Consider the following 20896-nt stretch of genomic DNA (forward strand, 5'->3'; position numbering starts at 1 on the left):
GGTATCGAAATCGATCTGGCCCGGATTGGCAACAGCCGGGCAGTTATCGGTGCCATCCGGCACCGTGTCGCAATCGAGATCATCGGTGCAGCCGTCGGTATCGCAGGCGTCGCCGATCCCGTCGGTATCGAAATCGATCTGCAGAGGGTTCCCGACATCGTAACAGTTGTCGCAGGCGTCACCGACCCCATCCCCATCGAAATCATCCTGGCTGGTATTGGGTACATTGATGCAGTTGTCGGTGGAGTCAGGAATCGCATCACCGTCTGCATCGGGCTCAGGACCGGGGGCGACCGGGTCAACGATCACCCCGTTTACCATGCCATCAGCGTCACCGATCCCACCATCGGTCACGCTGTAGGTGATTTTCTTCCGATCCGGGCTGATTGAGAAACTGCCGGCTATCGTGTAGTCGAGCCAGCCGTTAACCTCGTCATACTTGTACAGATTGGTGACCGAAGCCGGGAGCGGGGTCTGGTAGAAGAGGTCAAACCAGACGGTGGCACCGGGGGTATCGACCCCCACGGTGAAATCGACCAACCCTGCCGGCAGCGCAGCCGGAAGCGCAGGTAACGTCGCCGGATCGACCAGCTCGATCGCGGAAATCCCGGTTACGTTCGGAGCGCCGCTGATATCAAGCCCTGCCTGGACCGGGTTTTCGCCGATCATCGACTGGACCGACTTGATCGTCCCCGGCTGCTGGTTGTCGAAGGTGCCATCGTTGTTCAGATCGACCGTGGCGCCGACTTCCTGCTCGTCAGGACGGCCGTCGTTGTTGCTGTCCGGGTCGCAGCCGTTCGGGAGTCCGTCAAAATCGTCATCGGCTGTGTCGTCAAATCCGTGACACTGGTCCGAACCGTCCGCCACGCCATCGTTATCGATATCGCCGGGGGTGGCGGGGGGAGTTGCCGAAAAGATCTCCCAGTCGTTGCCATCGTATCCGTCCCAGAGAAGGGTGGCACCGGAAAAGACCTGCAGGGTCTGTTCCGGCAAAGTATTGAAGGTGAGCCGGAAGACACCGACCCCGTCATGGATAAAGACATCGTTATTGGACCACCTGTTGCCGCCTCGGCCAAGCCAGGTGACCGCTCCTTCCGGGCTGATCATCGGGGTGGTGTCGTCTACGCTGTTGGCGGTGAGCTGGGAAGTTGCCGCGCCGTCATAAAGGAAGATCTCGTAATCGTTGCCGTCCCAGGCCTGCCAGACCACCTGGCCTGCGTCATTGATCTGCGGATTGAAGCCGCCGGCAGAACCCGGCAGAACGGAAACCGTCGCTCCATCGGACATCCTGATCCCGCTCTGGCTCCAGACCACCTGACCATTATCGTTGATCTGCGGGCTGAAACCGGCTCCGGAAAGACTCAGGAGCGGCGCGACGTTATGCAGGGCCCATGAACCGGTCGGTTCCTCAAGTTGACCCGGAAAAGTCGGGCCGAACTCCCCGATTGTATCGAGCCTTTTGGCGCCATCCCCCATCAGATCGGCCCAGAGGGGCATGGTCTGGCTGCCGCCGTCGGCCGGATCCCAAAGCGGGGTTCCGGTATTCTGGTCGCATTGCTGCAGTTCAACATGGGTGTATGAACAGGAAGGCGACTGCGGATCTTCCAGACTGATCGGCGAGCAGATATCGGATGCCCGGACGATGTAGTAGATCGCGTTGATCCTGACATAATTTCCGGGGGCTACCGGCGGGTGAACCGCCTGGAGCCAGTCAACCGTATAGCTGTCGGTTCTGGTCGGATCGGAAAGGAATATCTCATTGCCGGTCCCCTGCCAGACGACGGCATCGTTGTTGTTGAGCTGCGGGTTTTGGTCATCGAAACTGTTGTCGGTGATCTGAAAAGCATCCACCCCGTCAAAGAGAAAGATCTCGCTGTCGTCACCGTCGAAGGTCTGCCAGACCACCATACCGTTATCGTTGATCCGGGGATTGCTGCTGTCGAACACGTCCCTGGTCAGGGCCGATGTGGCGGAACCATCGGAGTACATGATCTCGTAATTGTTGCCGTCGTGACTCACCCAGACCGACTCTCCATTGCTATTGCCAAGGTGGCTTACGTCATCGGTCGTATTGTCGGTAGTGTTGGTGACGGTCAGGTAACTCGTCCTGAGCGGATCATCGGGAAAGGCGTCGCAGCGATCGGGGGCGGAGTCAAAATCGCGGTTGGCGTAGTCGTCACCTCCGGGGCAAAGATCTTCATTGGCGCAGAGACCGTCGTTGTCGGCATCGTTGAACGGATCATTCGGGCAGGGGTCGGAGTTGTCGCCGACGTTGTCCTTGTCGGTGTCCGCCCATTCGTTTATATCATCCGGGAAGACGTCACAGTCGTCTCCGTGCTTGTCTCCGTCAAGGTCCGCCTGTCCAGGGTTATCCAGGCCGGGACAGTTGTCGAGAACCAGCGGAGGATTCGTCTCGGAATCAGCTGCGGTTTTCTCGTCATTCCATCTGTCCGGGAAACCGTCATTATCGTTGTCTCTACTCGCAGCAATATCAGCCCAGAACTTGTCACAGCCGTTGGGAACCCCATCCAGGTCGGTATCGATAAAATCATCAGCGCCTTCACAGATATCCTTCAGGTCGTGGACCGTATCGTTATCCGTATCAACAAAGGGCACCGGCCAGGAGGGGCCAAAGTGAACAATCTCACCGCCCTCGGTACCGGACATATCAGCGGGAGTCAAGAGTGGCGTGCCCAGGACCTGATCACAGTTTTCCAGCCGGACGAAACTGAAATCATTGTAGTCAGGACCGAGCCAGTGATCCGGTGTTCCGGGAGCCACCGCATAATAATAGATGCCCCCGATCCTCACATAACTGCCGGGCATCACATTGTAATAAGGGTCTGCACTATACACTGCGGGCCAGTCGATCTGGTCGACACTGTTCGGGTTCACCCGATAGACCGACCACCATTTGTAACGATGCCAGACGGTGGCATGCTTTATTTCCAGTCCTACCGAACCGCTCATGTCCGCTTTGTCTGGGAGGCCGCCGGTTTCCAGTGGGGTGCCGTCGATCTGGTTCACCTGCTGCAGATCGGCCCAGACATTTCCGGAGGGGCAGATCAGATCGTCGCAGTTGTCGGAGTCGATCACCGCGTAATGGGTCGCACCGACCTGAAGATAATCACCCGCTCTCACCTTATTGTGGAAACGGTACGGCCAGACGATGGTTTCATTGCCGGGCCCCTGGAAACTCTCAACACCCCAACGGTACGGGAAATAGGTGTAGTGTTCGATGGCGGCGCCGACGATTCCGGGAACGAGCGTTGCCATGATCGGGCCGGTCTGGTTGACCGGGTCGGTGTACAGCGGGGTACCGGTCGCCTGATTGCACTGCTGCAGCTCTGCGGAATTGAAAGTGGCCGGATCGTTCCAGGAACCGGCACTTGAATCCGACACATAATAATCCACGCCGTCGATCCTGAGGTAATCTCCAATATGCAGCGGGTCGTGAGCGATTGCCGGCCAGTCGATGGCGCTGCCGAAAAAGCTGTTGACCGCACTCCAGGAATCGTCGGCTGGAAAACTGTATGTGATTCCCGGCCAGGTTGCATAATATTCGATTTCGGATCCCTCAGCCCCGGTCAGATCCACTTTCCAGGGATTCGTATTATAGGGAGGATCGGTGAATGCGGGTCGCCCGTTTGACGAATCACAGTACTGGAGGTCGGCAGAACCGCTGTTGCCATTGTAAACATAGTATATAGTGCCGTTGACCTTCAGGTATTCTCCCGGCATCGGGATCTCTGTTCCGGACCAGGAAATTGCACTTGGCGTAGAGCCATTCGAGCCGGTCGCCACATTTGAAATCGTGCCCCACGAGGCCTCGGCAGGGGGGATGACTGCAAAGGGCCAGCGGGCAAAATGCTCTAAAGCCAGCCCGGCCGCGCCGGTCATATCGGCAAAGAGAATCCCCCCGGGATTGTCGGGATCGGCAAGAGGCGCTCCGTTTACCGGATTCACCCGAGCAAGGTCGGCCATGATCATGTCCGGCCCAAAATAGTTTGAACCAAAGACAAAATACATGGTGTTGCCGACTCTCAGATAATCACCGACTTTTGCCACACCATGAAAAAACTTCGACCAATGGATTGTCGTGAGAAAGGGTGGATGTGCACTGTCCACCACCCAGCGGTAATTTGGGAAATAGGTGTACAGCTCGATACTGGAACCGACAATACTGCCGTCGAGGGTTGCCGCGCTGCCGGGCGCGCCTGAAAACGGATCGCAATCGACCAGGGTGGCGGAGTTGTAAGTCGCCGGATCGTTCCAGGAGCCCTCAACGGAGCTGCTGACATAGTAGAGGGTGTTGCCGATTTTGAGGTAGTCACCCGGAGTCAACACCCCGTGATTGGCGGCCGGCCAATCGATGGAGTTCCCTGAGTAACTGCTGACCGCATCCCAGGTGGCATCGGCCGGGATGTCATAGGTAATGGCGGGCCAGGACGAATAGTACCCGATGTTCATTCCCGCCATCCCCGCCATCTCTGCCATCCAGGGAGAGGTATTTGCCGGAGGATCATAGAACAGAGGCTTGCCGGTGGCTGGATCGCTCAATTGCAGTTCGGCAATGTTCGGTGTTCCGGGGGAAACACTGTAAACAGAGTAAAGCCTGCCCTCAATCTCAAGATATTCACCGATGGAAGGAACGCCGCCGACCCACGCGATTCTGCTTGCGGTCAGGGGGTTGACGGAGCCGACGCTGACCGAGGAGATTTGTCCGAACGAACTGTCGGCAGGTGGAAGCAATGCATACGGCCAGCTGGTGAAATGTTCAATATGCTGCCCTTCTGTTCCGGAAAGGTCGGCCAGCTGAAAATTGCCGCCGGAATCAATCACCAGAGAACCGTTGATGACATTGGTGTTGGCCAAGTCGGCAAAGACATTGCCCGCAGGGCAGAAGTTGCCGTCACAGTCTCCGGAATTAAACACCAGATACAACCGGTGATCAACTTTCAGATAATCGCCTGTTTTTACCTTGGCATGGACCGAACCGTCCCAGGTAATCTGCCCGGTCGCCGTAAGGACTGTCCAGGGTGGAATGGCGGAGAAATGCTCAATTTCCATCCCCTGAATCACCCCGTCTGCCTCCAGATCGGCCATGACCGCGGTGCCGGGCGGGTTTTCGAGGCCGATTCCCCTGTAGTCGCATTTCTGCAGCGACGCCATGTTGAATCCAGCCCCGTTCCATGACCCGCTTTGCGACGAATAAACCAGGTAATAAGTATGTTGATCTTCAGGTATTCCCCCGGGGGCGGAGGGTTCATTTTCGCCGCATCCCAGTCGACCTCACTTTTTAGCTGCGGATTGAAGTAACCGTAAATGCTGTTGACCTGGGCCGGATCGGGGAAAGACCGGCCGACCCATTCAATGGCGGCACCGGTCGCACCGGACATATCGGCGAATAATGGCATGGTATGACTGCCGCCGTCGGCAGGGTCCCAGAGCAGGGTGCCGTCGGATTGGTCAACCTGCTGAAGTTCGGCGTAATTATAGGCCGGATCGGGATAAGGGGGCTTCCACATGGATCCGGAGGCCATAAATGGGTCCGGAGGTCCGAAAACATTATAGAACACCCCGTTGACCTTTACATAGTCTCCCGTCCGTAAAACCCCATGTTCGGTGTCTAGCCAGTCAATGGCATGTGCCATTCCGGGATCATAGCTGTCGATGGTCCAGGAGAGTGAATCCTGAGGGCCGGGCCAGGCGGTGAGGTAGTCGAGGGTCATCCCGGCAGTAACTCCATCCATTTCCATGGATGCATAGAAAGGATGGTACATCGGGTTAAATGGGTCACTATTGTCGACCCAGGTCAACTGTTCACCGGTCATCTGGTCGACTTCGTAGAGCATCGTTCTGTTATAAGCCAGCTCGCTCTGATCAACACCGGAGCATGGCGGATTGCCCGGATCGTTCATCGGCGAACACCACGATATGCCCATTTCAGTCATATATATCTTGTTATTGACTCGGACATATCTTTGTCTGCCAAGCCAATTATGGGATGAGGCAAGCCATTCGACCTCGCTGGCCATCGCCCCGGTGATCTGCCAGGAAGAGGGAGCCCCTGACCAGTTGGATATGCTGATGACAGTATCTCCACCCTGTACCCCGTCCGTAACCAGATCAGCCTGAACCGGCATCCAGCTCCAACCATCCCAGGAATGAGAAACAGCACCGGTCGCTTGGTCGCAATCCATCAAGGGGAACCAGCCCCCCATGTTATCCCATACAAAATAATATGTTCCCCTGATCAAGACGTATTCACCGGCCATAATGTCAGCTGGTTGAGTCAACATCAGAACATCAGGAGAAGGCAGGTTGGCCACAGTCCAGGTTCCGGCTTCCGCTGAAGTTGATATGCCCCAGCACAAGATCAAACACACCATTACAGAAAGTATAATGTTCTTCATTCCCCTATCCTTATTGAATCCGGCAATGTCACAACTCATATTCCGCATTTCCTCTCCCGAATCATTAAAGCCCTCGCAGCAGATAGTGAAGATTTCGGGCTGCGCGAATGTGTCTCGCTTTGCATGCTTAACCCCATTGATCAGATGCGCAGAAGAATGCCGCCCCGCAATAAAGCAGGTTTACGCATAATGATCCCGGGCTATCATGCAAAAACAGGCCGGTTATCATCAAGACCAGGAATACAACAGAAATAAACAAGACGCCCCCAGTCTTTCGCGTGACGGGCTAACAGGGACCCATCAACATGGCCTAAAAAAACACAAATCCAATTGTCTCACAAGGTTTTTCTTTGCAGGGAAAGCCCTACAAGATTCGTACAATCAGAAGGTTAGGAGAGCAAGAACAATCTCCTTTACACGAAAAAAGCCCCGACTCATTTTACTGGAATCGAGGCTTGGAGAAAGTCACAAAGATTTATTCGGTTATTGCAGCAGAAAGGGGCCATCCCTTTTAGGACAGCCCCTTTTTTTCAACATCAACTGGTGGAAAACGGGATTACATCATGCCGCCCATGCCACCCATGCCGCCCATGCCGCCCATCGGAGGCATGCCGCCGCCGCTGCCTTTTTCTTCAGGCATATCGGCAATCATGCACTCGGTGGTGAGGAGAAGGCCAGCAACACTGGCTGCGTTCTGCAGAGCAAAACGGGTCACCTTGGCAGGATCGATAACTCCGGCCTTGATCAGGTCTTCATACTCTTCGGTGTCGGCATTGAAGCCCATCGCACCCTTCAGGTTCTTGACATGATCAACGATTACCGAGCCTTCACAACCGGCGTTGTTGGCAATCTGCCGAACCGGCTCTTCAAGGGCGCGGATCATGATTCTCCGGCCAAGCTCCTGCTCGCCTTCGAGCTTGATAGCGTTGAGAGCTTTCAGGCAGCGAAGATACGCAACACCGCCGCCGGGAACAATTCCTTCCTCAACCGCAGCACGGGTTGCATTGAGTGCATCTTCAACACGCGCCTTCTTCTCTTTCATCTCGATCTCGGTTGCCGCTCCGACGTTGATTACCGCAACCCCGCCGATCAATTTGGCAAGACGCTCCTGCAGTTTCTCACGGTCATAATCCGACTTGGTATCATCAATCTGGGCCCTGATCTGTTTAACCCGGGCGGCCAGTTTTTTCTTGTCTCCGGCACCATCAACAATGGTGGTGTTGTCTTTGTCAACCACGATCCTCTTGGCAGTACCAAGATCGTCAATGGTAACGTTCTCAAGCTTGATGCCAAGATCTTCGGTAATGACCTGGCCGCCGGTGAGAATAGCGATATCCTCAAGCATAGCCTTGCGGCGATCACCGAATCCGGGTGCCTTGACGGCGGAAACATTCAAGGTACCGCGCAGCTTGTTCACAACCAGGGTGGCCAGCGCTTCACCGTCAACATCCTCGGCAATGATGAACAGCGGACGGCCCATTTTGGCGATCTGCTCAAGGATCGGCAGCATGTCTTTCATGTTGCTGATCTTCTTCTCGTTAATGAGAATGTACGGATCCTCGACATTGACTTCCATTTTCTCGGCATCGGTAACGAAATACGGAGAGAGGTAACCGCGGTCAAACTGCATACCCTCAACCACATCGAGGGAAGTATCCATGCTCTTGGCTTCCTCAACGGTGATAACACCTTCCTTGCCGACCTTATCCATGGCCTCGGCAATGATGTTGCCGATGGTCGCATCGTTGTTGGCAGAGATGGTGCCGACCTGGGCAATCTCCTTCTGCTCTTTGGTCGGCTTGGCAATCTTGCGCAGTTCAGCGACAACCGCCTCGACACACTTGTCAAGGCCACGTTTGATTTCCATCGGGTTGTTCCCGGCGGCAACCAGCTTGCTTCCTTCAGCATAGATTGACTGGGCCAGGATGGTGGCGGTGGTGGTCCCATCACCTGCCACGTCGCTGGTCTTGGAAGCGACTTCCTTGACCATCTGGGCGCCCATGTTTTCAAACTTGTCAATCAGCTCAATCTCTTTGGCAACGCTCACGCCGTCTTTGGTGATGGTCGGCGCGCCGAATGATTTATCAAGCAGCACGTTGCGACCCTTGGGACCAAGAGTAACCTTCACGGCATCTGCCAGAGTGTTCACGCCTTTCAGGATCGATTCCCTGGCTTTAACACCATATTTCAGTTCTTTTCCAGCCATAACATCATCTCCTTTGTAAACAGAAGTAGTTCTTTATCGTATGATTAATAGTTATCTGTCCCGACGGACGATCTTCCGGGACAACGGGATCAGTGATAACTGACAGTCTTACTTGATCACTCCAAGGATATCATCTTCACGCATGATCAGATAATCTTCACCATCAAGCTTCACATCCGTGCCGCCGTATTTACTGAAAAGAACACGGTCGCCGACTTTGAGATCAACCGGAACCCGCACCCCTTTGTCGTTAAGCTTACCGGCGCCAACAGCCTTTACCTCACCTTCCGCCGGCTTTTCCTTGGCGCTGTCAGGGATGATAATTCCGCCAGATGTCTTCGTTACTTCCTCCAGTCTTTTAACCAGAATCCGGTCATTAAGTGGACGAATTTTCATTTTCAAACCTCCCAACTTTTACCATATTTTTGAGTTAATGATGCCTTTCCAGGCTGACAATTTCCCGTCTGAAATGAACAGGACGGTTATGAATGCTGCCGATAAAAATAACAACGCCTGCACAAACCCTGAGCTTTTCCCGGAAGAACCGGAAAACCCGACCCGTTAATAACGGGCCCGGATTGCCTTGCACGACAGACTGAGTTTTCAAGGCAGTTCAGAGTCTAAACAGGACGATCAAAACGCTCCCTGTTTCAGGTTGAGCGAGACTATAGTGACGGGTTTTTTAAAAATCAAGGCACCCTGTAAAAAAAATTACACCCTGATTACAGGCGCACTCTCCAGCCAAAAGGATCAGGCCGATCACCAAACTGAATCGCCTGGATTTCGTCAAAAAATCGCTGGGCCAGAGGGCCGGTTTTCTCATCATTTATCGGGTACTCCCGGCCACGATAATGTAATGCGCCAACCGGCGAAATAACCGCCGCAGTGCCACTCGCGAAGATCTCCTGCAGCGAACCATCCGCCAAGGCATCGATGACCTCATCAATGGCAACCGCTCTCTCGGTAACCTTGATCCCCCATTCCCCGGCAAGCCGGATTACTGAATCTCGGGTTATCCCGGGAAGAATACTTCCGGACAGAGCCGGGGTTACCAGTTCACCGTTGATGGAAAAGAATATATTTGAAGTCCCGATCTCTTCAATATATCTCCTCTTGATCGCATCTAGCCACAGGACCTGAGTATACCCCTTCTTCTTGGCCTCAAGGGCAGCCATGATACTGGCAGCATAGTTGCCGGCGGTCTTGACATGCCCGACTCCGCCGGGCGCAGCCCGGACGTAATCCTCGGTCACATAGATTTTAACCGGATTAAACCCCTCCGGATAATAGGCACCGACAGGGCTCATGATGACAAAGAAAAGATACTCTCCGGCAGGTCGAACTCCAAGCGCCGCTTCGGTTGCGATCATGGTCGGCCTGATATAAAGCGTTGCTCCGGGCGAACTCGGCACCCAGCTTCGATCAAGATCAAGAAGAGACTTCATGGCCGAAAGCACTTCAGGGACCGGTAGCGTCGGCATGCACATCCTGGTGGCAGAGTCGTTCATCCGGCGAAGGTTATCTTCCGGTCTGAAAAGGAATATTTCATCATTTTTACCCCGGTAGGCTTTCAAGCCCTCGAAAATAGCCTGACCGTAATGAAGAGCCATCGCAGCAGGATCCAACGAGAATGGCTGGTACCCTTTGACCTCCGGGGCTCCCCATCCTGATTTACGATCATACGCCATGGTCAGCATGTGGTCGGTAAAATACTTCCCGAAACCCAAAGCATTTTCATCAGGTTTCATTTTCAGCTCCCCTTCCGGAACCTTGGCCCTCTTTACTTTCATAAATATCTCCTGCTATCTGAAAAAAGGACCTCAGGCCCCCTTTAAACTTCACTGAATCCACCAGACACACTGCGCCGAGAAACCCATGCCCGCTCTATACAAATATGCGCCAACTCAGGTATAGCTTTGAAAAATGATGACAATATAGCTAATTAATGTTTCATTTGGAACAATATTTTTGCCGCCGTTCCGAATAGTCTTGCGGAGTCTGCTAAAAAACCGGAAGGCTCACAGGATGCGCGATTTGATGGTTAAGCATTACGGAAACGAATTTGCATCATAACAATTCTTCACTTCATCACATGTTGCCAATATTTTCTTAAGTTCCCTTTCTACAGGTATTGCCGTGGAAACCCAGAAACCTACCCAGATGGTGCTCAAATACTTCCTCCTGCTCTTCCTGCTTTCAATGCTTCTGGTTGCACGCCTGCTGTGGCCCTTTATTTCAATACTGATCCTTTCATTCATTCTGGCCGGTATTTTTCAGCCCGTTTATCAATTTATCAACAAAAAATTTTCCGACTCATTTTCGTCGATGGTTACCTGCCTGCTGGTGATCCTGATCGTTTTTATCCCCTTGTTGTTTTTCGTCGTGGCGCTCTCTAAAGAAGCTCTTGACCTTTACCACCTGAGCAAAGGCACCAATATCAGCCTCAAGATCAAGGAACTGATATTTGAGAGCAGCCTTATGCTCCGCATTCAGGATATCCTGACCGGCTACGGTATTATTCTGGAACCGGATAAGGTAGGCAAGACCCTCAGCGAATTCTCAGGCAGAACCGGCCTGTTTTTATTCAATCAGGCCAAGTCCTGGGCAGCCAATGCCATGCTTGTTGTCTTTAATTTTTTCATCATGATCATCACGATTTTCTTCCTCTTGAAAGATCACGAAAAACTGATTACCTACCTCCTCAGTCTCTCCCCTTTGCCCGACAACCAGGAGCGGCAACTGATCCAGAAATTCAAAAAGATCGCCGGCGCTGTCCTGATCGGCAACGGAATATGCGGCCTGATCCAGGGAGCCCTTGGCGCTCTGGCCTTTGTAGTGTTTAATCTCGGAGCGCCTATTCTGTGGGGAGGCATCATGCTGATTCTCGCCTTCCTGCCGATTTTCGGAATAGGCCTGGTCCTGATTCCTGCAGCATTCCTGCTGATGCTGCAGGGGCATCTTGAACAAGGCCTGGCCATGCTGCTCTTCTATGCAACCCTCTCCTTTTCCGTTGAGTACATTCTAAAACCACAGCTTGTCGGCAAAAGGGTTAAAATGCATACCCTGCTGGTGTTTCTTTCCATTCTCGGCGGGCTGAAACTTTTCGGCTTTCTCGGAATCATCTACGGTCCGCTGATCATCACCACCTTTATGACCATGGCGGAAATATACCTCGCAAATTACAACTGGTATGTAACCCACGATGGCGGACAGCAACCCGGATAGAGACACCTGAGCCGAGACAAGCTGATGTTGAAATTAACAGGAGGCCAGAGAACAGGCAGGGCTGCTGGACAAACCATACGGCACCAGATTCATCCAATTCAGAATGCCTGAGGGCGTTTCGCCCCATGGCTCTATTCAGAAAATCAATTGTGAATTAAAAGAGATACGAAAAGAATTGGTCGGGGCGGCAGGATTCGAACCTGCGGCCTCCTGCTCCCAAGGCAGGCGCGCTAACCAGGCTGCGCTACGCCCCGACTCACAAGGAAAAAGCCATATAAAAAGCGGCCTTTGAAAAAGAAGCAAACAGATACACCCGACGGCATTTTCCGTCAAGTAAAAATGGCATTATATTTCGGCCAGGTTAATTCTTGACGGCCATTTTGAAAAATGATATAAGCTTTTTTCTGATTTGATTGATCTCTTTGCGAAATCATGTCAAATAGCGGAATTGATTCATCATCCGTTTCAGAAAATGTACTACGTGATTCTATAGTTTTTTACCGTTTTCGTGTTCCCCTGTAGCTCAGTCGGTAGAGCAGGTGGCTGTTAACCACCTTGTCGGCGGTTCGAATCCGTCCGGGGGAGCCAGAGAATATAAAAAAAGCCCGGCTCATACGAACCGGGCTTTTTTGTGTGCACAGAAGTCTTAGATGCCTTTCAGGCACCGCCACTTTTCAATTTTTCCCGAACCACAGCAAACGTCTGATTAATGGTTTCCGCCAGCCCCTGCAACGGATCGCCATCACGCAGTCTTATGACCTTATTGAAATTCCCCTCCTGAATCTCCTTCAGATCCTGTTCCATCCGAAAAACCGGACCGGCAACTTTCTGGGGGAGAAATAGAGCGAGAAGCGTACCGCTGATCAGACTGACAAAGGAACCGGCCAGAATAACAGGAATCAACAGATCACTGACCTTTCTGATTTTTATATGGGCCTCATAGAATGAAGCACCAACCTCCTGCTGCGCGTAGAAATAAAGGATCAACGCGGCCACGACAGAGCTTACCACGACAGTCGCCAGTATTCGCTTCAACAGCCATATCTGAAACTTTTTCTTGACCTGGAGATTCAGCTTTTTTCTTTTATGCTTCATCGTATCTCCCTTAAAATACGCTTGTTCTGAAACCGACCCTCTTCACAGTCAGCTTCCTTTTGCAAATTGACAGGCTACATTTACCCTCCGGCAAAAGAGGATGTCAACAAGATTAGAGCTCACACCATGTCAGCATGGCATCCTAAACAAAGATCCTTTTTATGAGGTTTCAGCATTCTAAATTGAAGATTTGAAGCATGGGTGGCATGACACGACATGCATGTAATCCTCCCATCGGACAAAGTCGGATACTCGGGCGGGATCTTCATCCCCCTTTTCGGATAGACATTGATCGGGTGGGAGAGAATTTTTTTGTAATCCGCATGGCAGGAATAACAGATACTTATAGTAGTTACAGCCTCACTGTTGGTGATCACATGCTTGACAACTTCAGGCCCTTCTTTCCGTCGAGCAGCAGATTGACTGTATTTTCTGGTTTTAAGACCAATCGCAACCATTGCCGCCCGGTTGACCGTGACTTTCAAGGAATAACCATTGCCATTTCTGAATAATTCACCTGATATCTCCATTTCCCCGCCACTTTGAGCATCACTTTCGGCCATAATGTCTCGATCGGAGAATGTCTTATCTGTGGAAAAAGCAAAGGTCTTCGATTCGGATCGGTTACCTGACATATCTTCGGAAACAACCGCGAATTTATAATCCCGATTCGCCTTGATACCAGTCAGTGAAACCTCATGAACCCTGGCAAACTGGCGATCAAGAGGAGACTGCTGGCTTAAATCGTTTAATCCGTACAAAACCTTGGAACTGGCTGGTTTATCCGTCTCCCAGCCAACAGTCGCCGACAGGAATATGCCTTTACTCACTTCCAAAACCTTAACATTAGTAATGACCGGTGGATTCTGGCTGCTACTCGTAACCTGATCCAGTTCCTCAAGGGAAGGCACGGAAACCTCTTTGGTTACAACACCCTTTTGTCCAGATCTTGCCTCCAGATGAATCAAGTCCCCCTTTGTGCTGGCCTCAAGATCAAACCAGTGGGTCTTTGCAGGCGTGCGATTTCTACTCAGCCATTTAATATCCGGACTTTCGATTTTACGATCAATGTTATTGTCAAGCCTGGCATCTGCAGCGTGGCATTTTTCACACTGTTTCTCACTGAAAGGGAGATGGATGAATCTCTTGCCGATAGCATCTTGCCAGATATCGTCATGGCAGGAAATACATTTTGACCCTTCCTTATCGGACTCTGAATACTCCGCTGAAGCGTAACCGATTAGCCCAAAAGCCAGGGCAATAATGATCGCCCAACCGAAGAATTTTCTGTCCATTTTTCTCCCTGCCATGCTAATACAGTGCCATTAGAACTTTACAGATCCTCAAAAAGCCTGTTATACGCATCGGCGTTAAACAAGCAACATTGACATGAAGACACTATGATGGATAAATACAGAGTCTCGGAAGAAACCTCTCGATCAATTCCATCTCCCGGTTGTTGAAACAACTCACTCTTTCCCATGTCATCAAGTTTGCAATGAAGGATTATACCACACCATTTTACGGGCAAGAAAGAATTTATTTTTACCGCCCGCTCTCACTCGTCATAGCGCCAAACAAAAAGGCCCCGGCCGAAATAACACGGCAGGGGCCTATCGATAGCATATAAAAGAACTTACTCTAGAACTTACTCTACGGTAACTTCAGCGTCTTCCACGATCACATCATAACGGTAACCGGAACCAAAATCCTTATCGGCCGCAACCACTCCTTTAGCGAGAACCTTATCGCCAACACTGACGGTTGCCATGGTCGTTACCACGAGGTCGTCAGTACCTTGCGCTCCGGTCCCATCCTTGACATGGAGCCAGTTCTTGCCCATGATCCCGCTCATAAATTTAACAACTTTTCCTCTTAACACAATTTCCTTGCCATTCAAATCAACCCTTCCGGCAAAGACTTCTTCGACTGTCTTCCCACCTTCAGCTCTTGTCACATCACTGAAATCGGTTACGACTGCAGCTGCTGCTGTTGGCTTGTTAGCCGGTGCGCCCTGCTGATTAGCACTATCAAATGGCTGATCCGCCCCACCGACCATGATTGAGGTGGCAAAAATTATACTGTCAAAGGTCCGATTGAGAGTCTTGCTTTCAAAACCGTTGATCGGGGAACCTTCAGGGACAAAGACCTCGTCTCCAACCTTCACCACAGTTTTTGGACCGGCAGCCCAGATTTTCTCGGTCCCGGTATCAATTTCCACGTAGGTATATCCGGAAGCATCCATGGTCTCGGTAACTTTTCCGGAAATACCGGCTTCAGACTTGACCACCTGCGGCTTCGCGCCTTCGGTGGCAGATTTTTCCACGTTGTTTTTACAGCCTGCTGCTACCATCAGCAACAATGACAGAATCAAGATTAAAATACTGTTTTTCACGATCGCTCTCCTTAAAGTGAGTTCAAAATCTGAAAAGTCCTGTTATCAAGTTTGACTCAAGGACTTCATTATGCCGCAATACGGACAAGGATGAGAGTATAACATATTGCTGATAACGGTGCCACCACAATGGCACCGGTCCCTTATCCGTCCAGGCATAATCCTTGACAATTCAAGGGTTTTCGTTGTACAATTTTTACGTTTAGTTGTCTCGCAGACTTCAAAAAATGGCGCTGAATCAATTCTGAAAACACACTTCGTCTTTTTTGTTTTCAGTACTTAGGGGGGCTGTGTGATGTATACATCCAACAAGATACTGAGATTTTCCGCTATTGCGTTGGCTGCCGCCCTGATTTTTTTCACGCCTGTTAACAGCCGGGCGGCCGAAGGCCGGCTGGGCAATTACAGCCTGTTGTCCGGCCATGGCGGATACAACACCGTCGGCAAGGGAGTTTTGCGGCTGGCTGGCTACGCTGCAGGCAACTGCGGCAATTGTCACGAACAGCATGCCAGTGTCGGCGGCACCCCTACTGCCCCCTTCGGCTCCCTGCTCTTCGACACCCTGACCGGCAACGCCTTATGCAATTTCTGTCACGACAGCACCCAATCCAACGGCGCCGACAATATCGTTCAGCAGATTTCCAAAGGCTATTCTCATGATCCCGCTTCGACAATCACCACCGTGCTCTGCGTGGATTGCCATGACTCCCATGAAGCGACTCGCGTTACCCACAGCGAAGCAGTTGATGGTAACGCAGTATCGGGAGCGCTTGCCGGGGTAAGCGGAACCGACCCGGTTTGGATCAATCCGGCAGCGCCGACAGAGGGCGGGGAATCAATCAACAACCCCACTTCCTTGACCCCCGTCGATCCCGCCACCCTGGAATACCAGATCTGCCTGAAGTGCCATGGCGGGCAATTCGTTACTGAAGGGCTTGCCGATATCGGTCGGCAATTCAATCCGAACTTTGCGGCGACCCATCCCGTCACCACCTCCGCCTGGAAAAACACCTTCCTCGTGAATAACGCCGCAACCGCAATGAAAGCGCCCTGGCAAACCGCGGACACCCAGATGTACTGCTCCGACTGTCATGCCGGCGAGACCACCCTCGAACCGGTCGGCCCACATGGGTCAGCAAACATTTACCTTTTAAGAGAGGTTATCTCAGGCGCCTCCCCGGACAATCTCTGTGAAACATGCCATAATGTATCCCCTACAAACGGGGGAGCATCTAATTGGGTTTCGGAAAACGCGGCCCTGGGTTATCCACCTAATCGCGACCACGACTACGGCCCGCATCAATATCCCGCCAACGCCCTCGGCTGTGTCGCCTGCCATGGAGGAGTCGGGGATGCGTCACTCGAAAGCAGCATCCATGGTGCAAACTACCGAGGGAATGTCAACAATGCCGGAACGGATGTCGGCAGAAGATCACGGACATTTCTGTTCAACAGCTCCTTAATCACCAAGATCTACTACACCGACAACAGTAACGGAGAAGCTGCGGACGATGTCCAGGGAAACCGGTACTGCGCGGCCACCTGTCATACCACCGACGGGGGCATCGGCCATCGGTTCTAATCGGCGGACTACTGAATTACCACCACCCCCAAGGGTTTTGCGCCGACTTCTACCTTGCCGATCAGACGGTTTGAAGTGAGATCAACGATTGCAAGGCTCCCATCACATTCACCAGTTCCGACATACAACAAACGTTGATATTCGGCAACAACCATCTCTCCAGTCACACCTGAAACAGAAATCACCTTGTTGGCATTGATTTGACCACCCTTCATGACTGTTACCGACATATCCATCTCATCTGTTAAATATATGTTATTTCCACTACTGACGAACCGGGAGGGTGAATAGCCCAAAGGAAAACTCTTGACCATCTTCCGCTCATTCAGATCATAAAGAGAAACACTGCTGGTCTCTGTTTCTGCAATATACAGGTAGTTTTCCCACTCCAGCAAACTGTTCGGCGTTCCGGAGACAACAATTTTTTCCATCACATCGAGGGTTTCCGGATCAAGGAAATAGAGGGTCCTGTCCAGGGTTGAAGAAACAGCCAGTCTCTCCTGGCTGCCAAGATAGAGAGCAAACACAGGTTTCCGCCCCACTTTCATGCGGGCAAGCATCTGTCCGCTCTTGACATCCACTTTCACCAGATTCCCCATGCCATCGAGAATGAATGAACTCAGATAATCGGGCGCCATGATCATATAAATCGGATCTCTCGTCATGGGAATCCGGATCTCTTCCGACAACTCCAGACTAACAAGATCATAAACCTTGATCGTGGCCTCAGCGGACGCCAGGACAAACAACTTCTTATTCGTCGCATCCGCAACAACATAGGTCGGCCTGCCTTGAACCGCGATCGCCCCCTGGACCCAGTTCTTGTCTGCCCTGACCACATATACAGTGTCGATATCGGGGCAGGATACGTATACCTTGTTCGACGCCACTCCGGCGACCAAGAAAGAACCTGCTCTGAAAACCAACGGTTGCGTGCTTTCGGCCTGAAAGGCAGCATCAACATCCCAATTAAGCAGAATCACCTCGCTGGCATGGGGAGCAAGCTCCAGTGGATCCGGCAGTTTGATTTCAATCTCCCCCCGGTCAAGCGGTAAACCATGCCTTCCCTCGCCATCAACCTTCCCCGCATCCGAAATCACCAGTCGCATTCGCTCATATCGGCTGGCCGTAATCACTCTACTCCCCAAAAAAACCTGCCCCTTGCCGATGGTTTCCGAATCCAGAGTGATAGCCGGCTCGGAAATGGGCACCCAGTTTTCACCTTCGAGGATTTCTACTGCCGCGACGGTCGCCGTGACCCGCGGAACTTCATGCCGTTCAAGATTCAAGAAGACGGAGACTCTGCCGCCATCCGGTACGGGGGGCATTTCAGGACAAACCTGTCTTAGAGCGGGCCCGGTCCCGGTCAGGCACCCGGGCAAAAGAAATGCTGTAAATAAACAAACCAAAGCGGTGCTGATAAAAGACAACCAATTGGGTTTACGTGTCCCGTCGGAAAAAGCTTTCATAACTCCCCTCTCTATGTTTGGGTCAGGGAAAAACAGCCCTGACCAAGACGATTCTCCCGATCTCCCCGGCCGATCTCATTAGCGGAACGTAAAGGGTAATCAGGGGGCAAACCGCAATAACCCCAGGTCTGGGAACAGTTATTCGGCCAGGGCCCGGAAGATTGCCACTGAGCAAAGCTAATTTTAGCAGAAGAAGAAGTCGCAAGTCCAGAACGGAACGGCGGGAAAATAATTAAAAAAATCAAGTCGCCGCCCGGACTTTACCGGACCTGCTAAGTTGTAGGAGCGGCCTCCTGTGGGAGCGGCCTCCCGGCCGCGAATGCATTGGATGGCAATTGCCGCCCTGTGTTCGCGGCCGGGAGGCCGCTCCTACTAGGGAAGAGGCGGCGTTGCCGCCGATGGTCGGCGCCACTTGGCTGAGGCATCGCAAGTGTTGGCCGCCCCGGACAATTATAAGTTGAGGCGAGTTGCTCAATCTTTGAAGGTATGACAGTCCCCGCAGCCGTTATAGCCACTGGCGGGCCAGCTTTTATAATCCCATCTGAGACTGCTGTCAAATCGGCTGCCATGGGCTCGGTGACATGTAATACAGGTAATGATGGCGTCACCGGGAGATTTAAGCACAGTCGATTTCGCGCCACCCGTCAAATCATCACTGGCGACGGGTGTTTCCACCAGATACTGGTTGCCGGCACCGCCGTAGTCCTGATATTCCGCGCCAACCGCATCGTTCATATCATAGTCAACCGGATGCCTGATCCACGGAGAGACAAATCCTGGATCACCGACCCCGTTATTTCCGCCGCCGTTATGGAAAAATCCGTGGCAAACAGCGCAAAGATGGCTGATGGAGGAGGTGTCCAGATCATTGTCCGCTGACCGGGCAGAACCTCTGTACTGGTTGTGGTTATCGGCGGCGCTGCTGACGGTGAATTCATAGTCAAGATCCTCAAGACCCACGATCCCGTTCAAAAAACGATAACTGCTGGCAACCGATGCACCGTCGACAGGCAGAGCAGGGTTCGCGTGATGGGTACGGTACATGGCGGGAATCTGCCCGGCAACCGCCAGGTTGCCATGGCACCCATTCGTACCCGCGCAGGTCAGGGCGGTAGAAGGCGAGGTGTTATCGAACACCTTGCTTCCGCCGGGAGGAGTTCTTGGACCTTGCGCCACTATTTCTAACCCTTCAACATTGTGCCCCTTGCCGTTATCCCCCTGAGAAACCCAGTAAAACGAACCTCCAGCCAGAGTGCCGTTAACGACCCCGGCAGCGCTGGTTCCGGTCGTGCCGTAGTTCGGTTCGCCGGCGACATTTGTTACATAGGGCATCGACCCTGCAGTGTTGGTCCCGGAATGACAACCGTAACAGGTGCTGTTCAGCAGGTAATTCTGGACACCAATCCCCCCGGGTGTGACTTCCAGGCCCCCCGCGCTGTTGTGCATGGTGTGACAGTTGGCGCAAAGCTGTTTCATGTCGTTGGTCCTGCACCAGCCGGAACCCTGTCCGGCCAAAAAGAACAGAACCAGAATCGCAAACACTACAGCTTTATACCGCATAAGCCTTCCCCCTTACCGACCGAACACCTCAACCCTGCCATTGCCGGCATCAACAATGCAAAGTCTTCCCCACGGATCAAAAAGGATGTCTTCGGGGTAATAAAGTTTACCGCGGGTATGGCCCCGCTCCAGAAAACGGTACTTGAACACTCCGGATTGGTCAAAAACAGCGATGGAACCATCATGCCGGTCAAGAACATAGAGCAGATTCGCTGCCCCTATCTCAATCGCGTAGGGAAAGGCAAGGTCGCCGTCAAGTTTTATTTTCCCCGCCGGCACGCCTGCGTCGCTGAATCGGTACACAGCTTTTTCGCTCCGTGCCAATCCCCAGACCTGACCGGACTTAATGGCAAAGTCGATAAATCCACCGCTGCAATCACTACAGGCAAACACCCGGCCACTCTTAAGGGAGGAATCGAAGACGACAATGTCGCCGGACAATTTATCAAGAATATAAAATGATCCATCATGAAGGAGGATTCTGTCCGGATAGATGTCCCGACCGTCTGCTTTAAGGGATTTCGGCTCAAGCTTTTTCCCCTTGAGATCAATTTTCGTCAGGGTGTTCCGCCCTTTTTCCACGACCCACAACATGTCCTGGGCATCACGAACCAGAGAAAAAGGCTGGTTCAGGTTGTTACCCGGCTTGAAAGAGTTGAGATATTTTCCGTTTTTATCATACGAGTGCAGGCTACCCGTTTCGGCATCAGCCACATAATAGCGTTCCCGCTCCTGATCAACAAACATTCCGGTGGGGAATTTTACCGGCATGTCAGGAATGGATGTTTTCAGGCCGAACTGCCATTTCCATGGGCTAGCGGCCCCGGCCGGCAGAACTCCAACCCCCAGCAAAAGCAGGATGCACAGCAGGCTCGTGCGAACAAGAGTTCTGCAGCGAGCCTTAAACCCGGTGCCTTGATCGTAAAAAATGGATTTTCCCTGAGTCAT

Annotated in this window: 13 protein-coding genes and 2 tRNA genes; 3 read left to right on the forward strand and 12 right to left on the reverse strand. The window is 52.3% G+C overall.

The window, feature by feature from the left end; all coding sequences use genetic code 11:
- The 5 genes from KKG35_08780 to KKG35_08800 form a co-directional block, all read right to left on the reverse strand.
- A partial coding sequence (locus KKG35_08780) for a hypothetical protein (GenBank protein ID MBU1738220.1) occupies positions 1-5172 on the reverse strand: 5172 nt, incomplete at its 3' end.
- A complete protein-coding gene (locus tag KKG35_08785; protein MBU1738221.1) occupies positions 5079-6203 on the reverse strand; it encodes a hypothetical protein in 1125 nt (374 codons plus the stop codon). The genes KKG35_08780 and KKG35_08785, both read right to left, overlap by 94 nt.
- Positions 6204-6972: 769 nt before the next feature.
- Complete coding sequence (gene groL / locus KKG35_08790) at positions 6973-8622, reverse strand: chaperonin GroEL (GenBank protein MBU1738222.1); 1650 nt, start codon at positions 8620-8622, stop codon at positions 6973-6975.
- Positions 8623-8730: 108 nt separating this feature from the next.
- Positions 8731-9018: a co-chaperone GroES gene (groES, locus tag KKG35_08795; protein MBU1738223.1), complete on the reverse strand. Its 288-nt coding sequence runs from the start codon at positions 9016-9018 to the stop codon at positions 8731-8733.
- Between the two features lie 326 nt (positions 9019-9344).
- Entirely contained in the window at positions 9345-10412 is a 1068-nt protein-coding gene (locus KKG35_08800) for a branched-chain amino acid aminotransferase (GenBank protein MBU1738224.1), read from the reverse strand.
- Positions 10413-10782: 370 nt separating this feature from the next.
- Here KKG35_08800 and KKG35_08805 point away from each other — a divergent pair, with 370 nt between their 5' ends.
- Positions 10783-11847: an AI-2E family transporter gene (locus KKG35_08805; protein MBU1738225.1), complete on the forward strand. Its 1065-nt coding sequence runs from the start codon at positions 10783-10785 to the stop codon at positions 11845-11847.
- A 176-nt stretch (positions 11848-12023) separates the two neighbouring features.
- On the opposite strand, the gene KKG35_08810 is transcribed toward KKG35_08805, so the two are convergent.
- Positions 12024-12101, reverse strand: a tRNA-Pro gene (locus tag KKG35_08810).
- Positions 12102-12359: 258 nt separating this feature from the next.
- Between KKG35_08810 and KKG35_08815 the strand changes: the two genes are divergently transcribed.
- Positions 12360-12435 (forward strand) — tRNA-Asn (locus KKG35_08815).
- A gap of 69 nt (positions 12436-12504) precedes the next feature.
- Here KKG35_08815 and KKG35_08820 read toward each other — a convergent pair.
- The 3 genes from KKG35_08820 to KKG35_08830 all read right to left on the reverse strand — a co-directional run bounded on the left by KKG35_08820 (position 12505) and on the right by KKG35_08830 (position 15337).
- Complete coding sequence (locus tag KKG35_08820) at positions 12505-12942, reverse strand: methyl-accepting chemotaxis protein (GenBank protein ID MBU1738226.1); 438 nt, start codon at positions 12940-12942, stop codon at positions 12505-12507.
- A 119-nt stretch (positions 12943-13061) separates the two neighbouring features.
- Complete coding sequence (locus KKG35_08825) at positions 13062-14237, reverse strand: hypothetical protein (protein ID MBU1738227.1); 1176 nt, start codon at positions 14235-14237, stop codon at positions 13062-13064.
- Between the two features lie 353 nt (positions 14238-14590).
- The gene (locus KKG35_08830; protein ID MBU1738228.1) at positions 14591-15337 is read right to left on the reverse strand and encodes a hypothetical protein; all 747 of its coding nucleotides are present in this window, start codon (positions 15335-15337) and stop codon (positions 14591-14593) included.
- A gap of 295 nt (positions 15338-15632) precedes the next feature.
- Here KKG35_08830 and KKG35_08835 point away from each other — a divergent pair, with 295 nt between their 5' ends.
- Positions 15633-16919 carry a hypothetical protein gene (locus KKG35_08835; protein ID MBU1738229.1) on the forward strand — a complete coding sequence of 429 codons (1287 nt, stop codon included), beginning with the start codon at positions 15633-15635 and terminating at the stop codon, positions 16917-16919.
- 8 nt (positions 16920-16927) lie between these two features.
- Here KKG35_08835 and KKG35_08840 read toward each other — a convergent pair whose 3' ends face one another.
- From KKG35_08840 to KKG35_08850, 3 genes are all read right to left on the reverse strand, one after another.
- Positions 16928-18247: a hypothetical protein gene (locus KKG35_08840; protein ID MBU1738230.1), complete on the reverse strand. Its 1320-nt coding sequence runs from the start codon at positions 18245-18247 to the stop codon at positions 16928-16930.
- A gap of 612 nt (positions 18248-18859) precedes the next feature.
- On the reverse strand, positions 18860-19948 hold the full coding sequence (locus KKG35_08845; GenBank protein MBU1738231.1) for a hypothetical protein: 1089 nt from the start codon (positions 19946-19948) through the stop codon (positions 18860-18862).
- A gap of 12 nt (positions 19949-19960) precedes the next feature.
- Complete coding sequence (locus KKG35_08850) at positions 19961-20896, reverse strand: hypothetical protein (protein MBU1738232.1); 936 nt, start codon at positions 20894-20896, stop codon at positions 19961-19963.

The organism is Pseudomonadota bacterium (assembly GCA_018823285.1).
Classification (GTDB): Bacteria; Desulfobacterota; Desulfobulbia; order Desulfobulbales; family JAGXFP01; genus JAHJIQ01.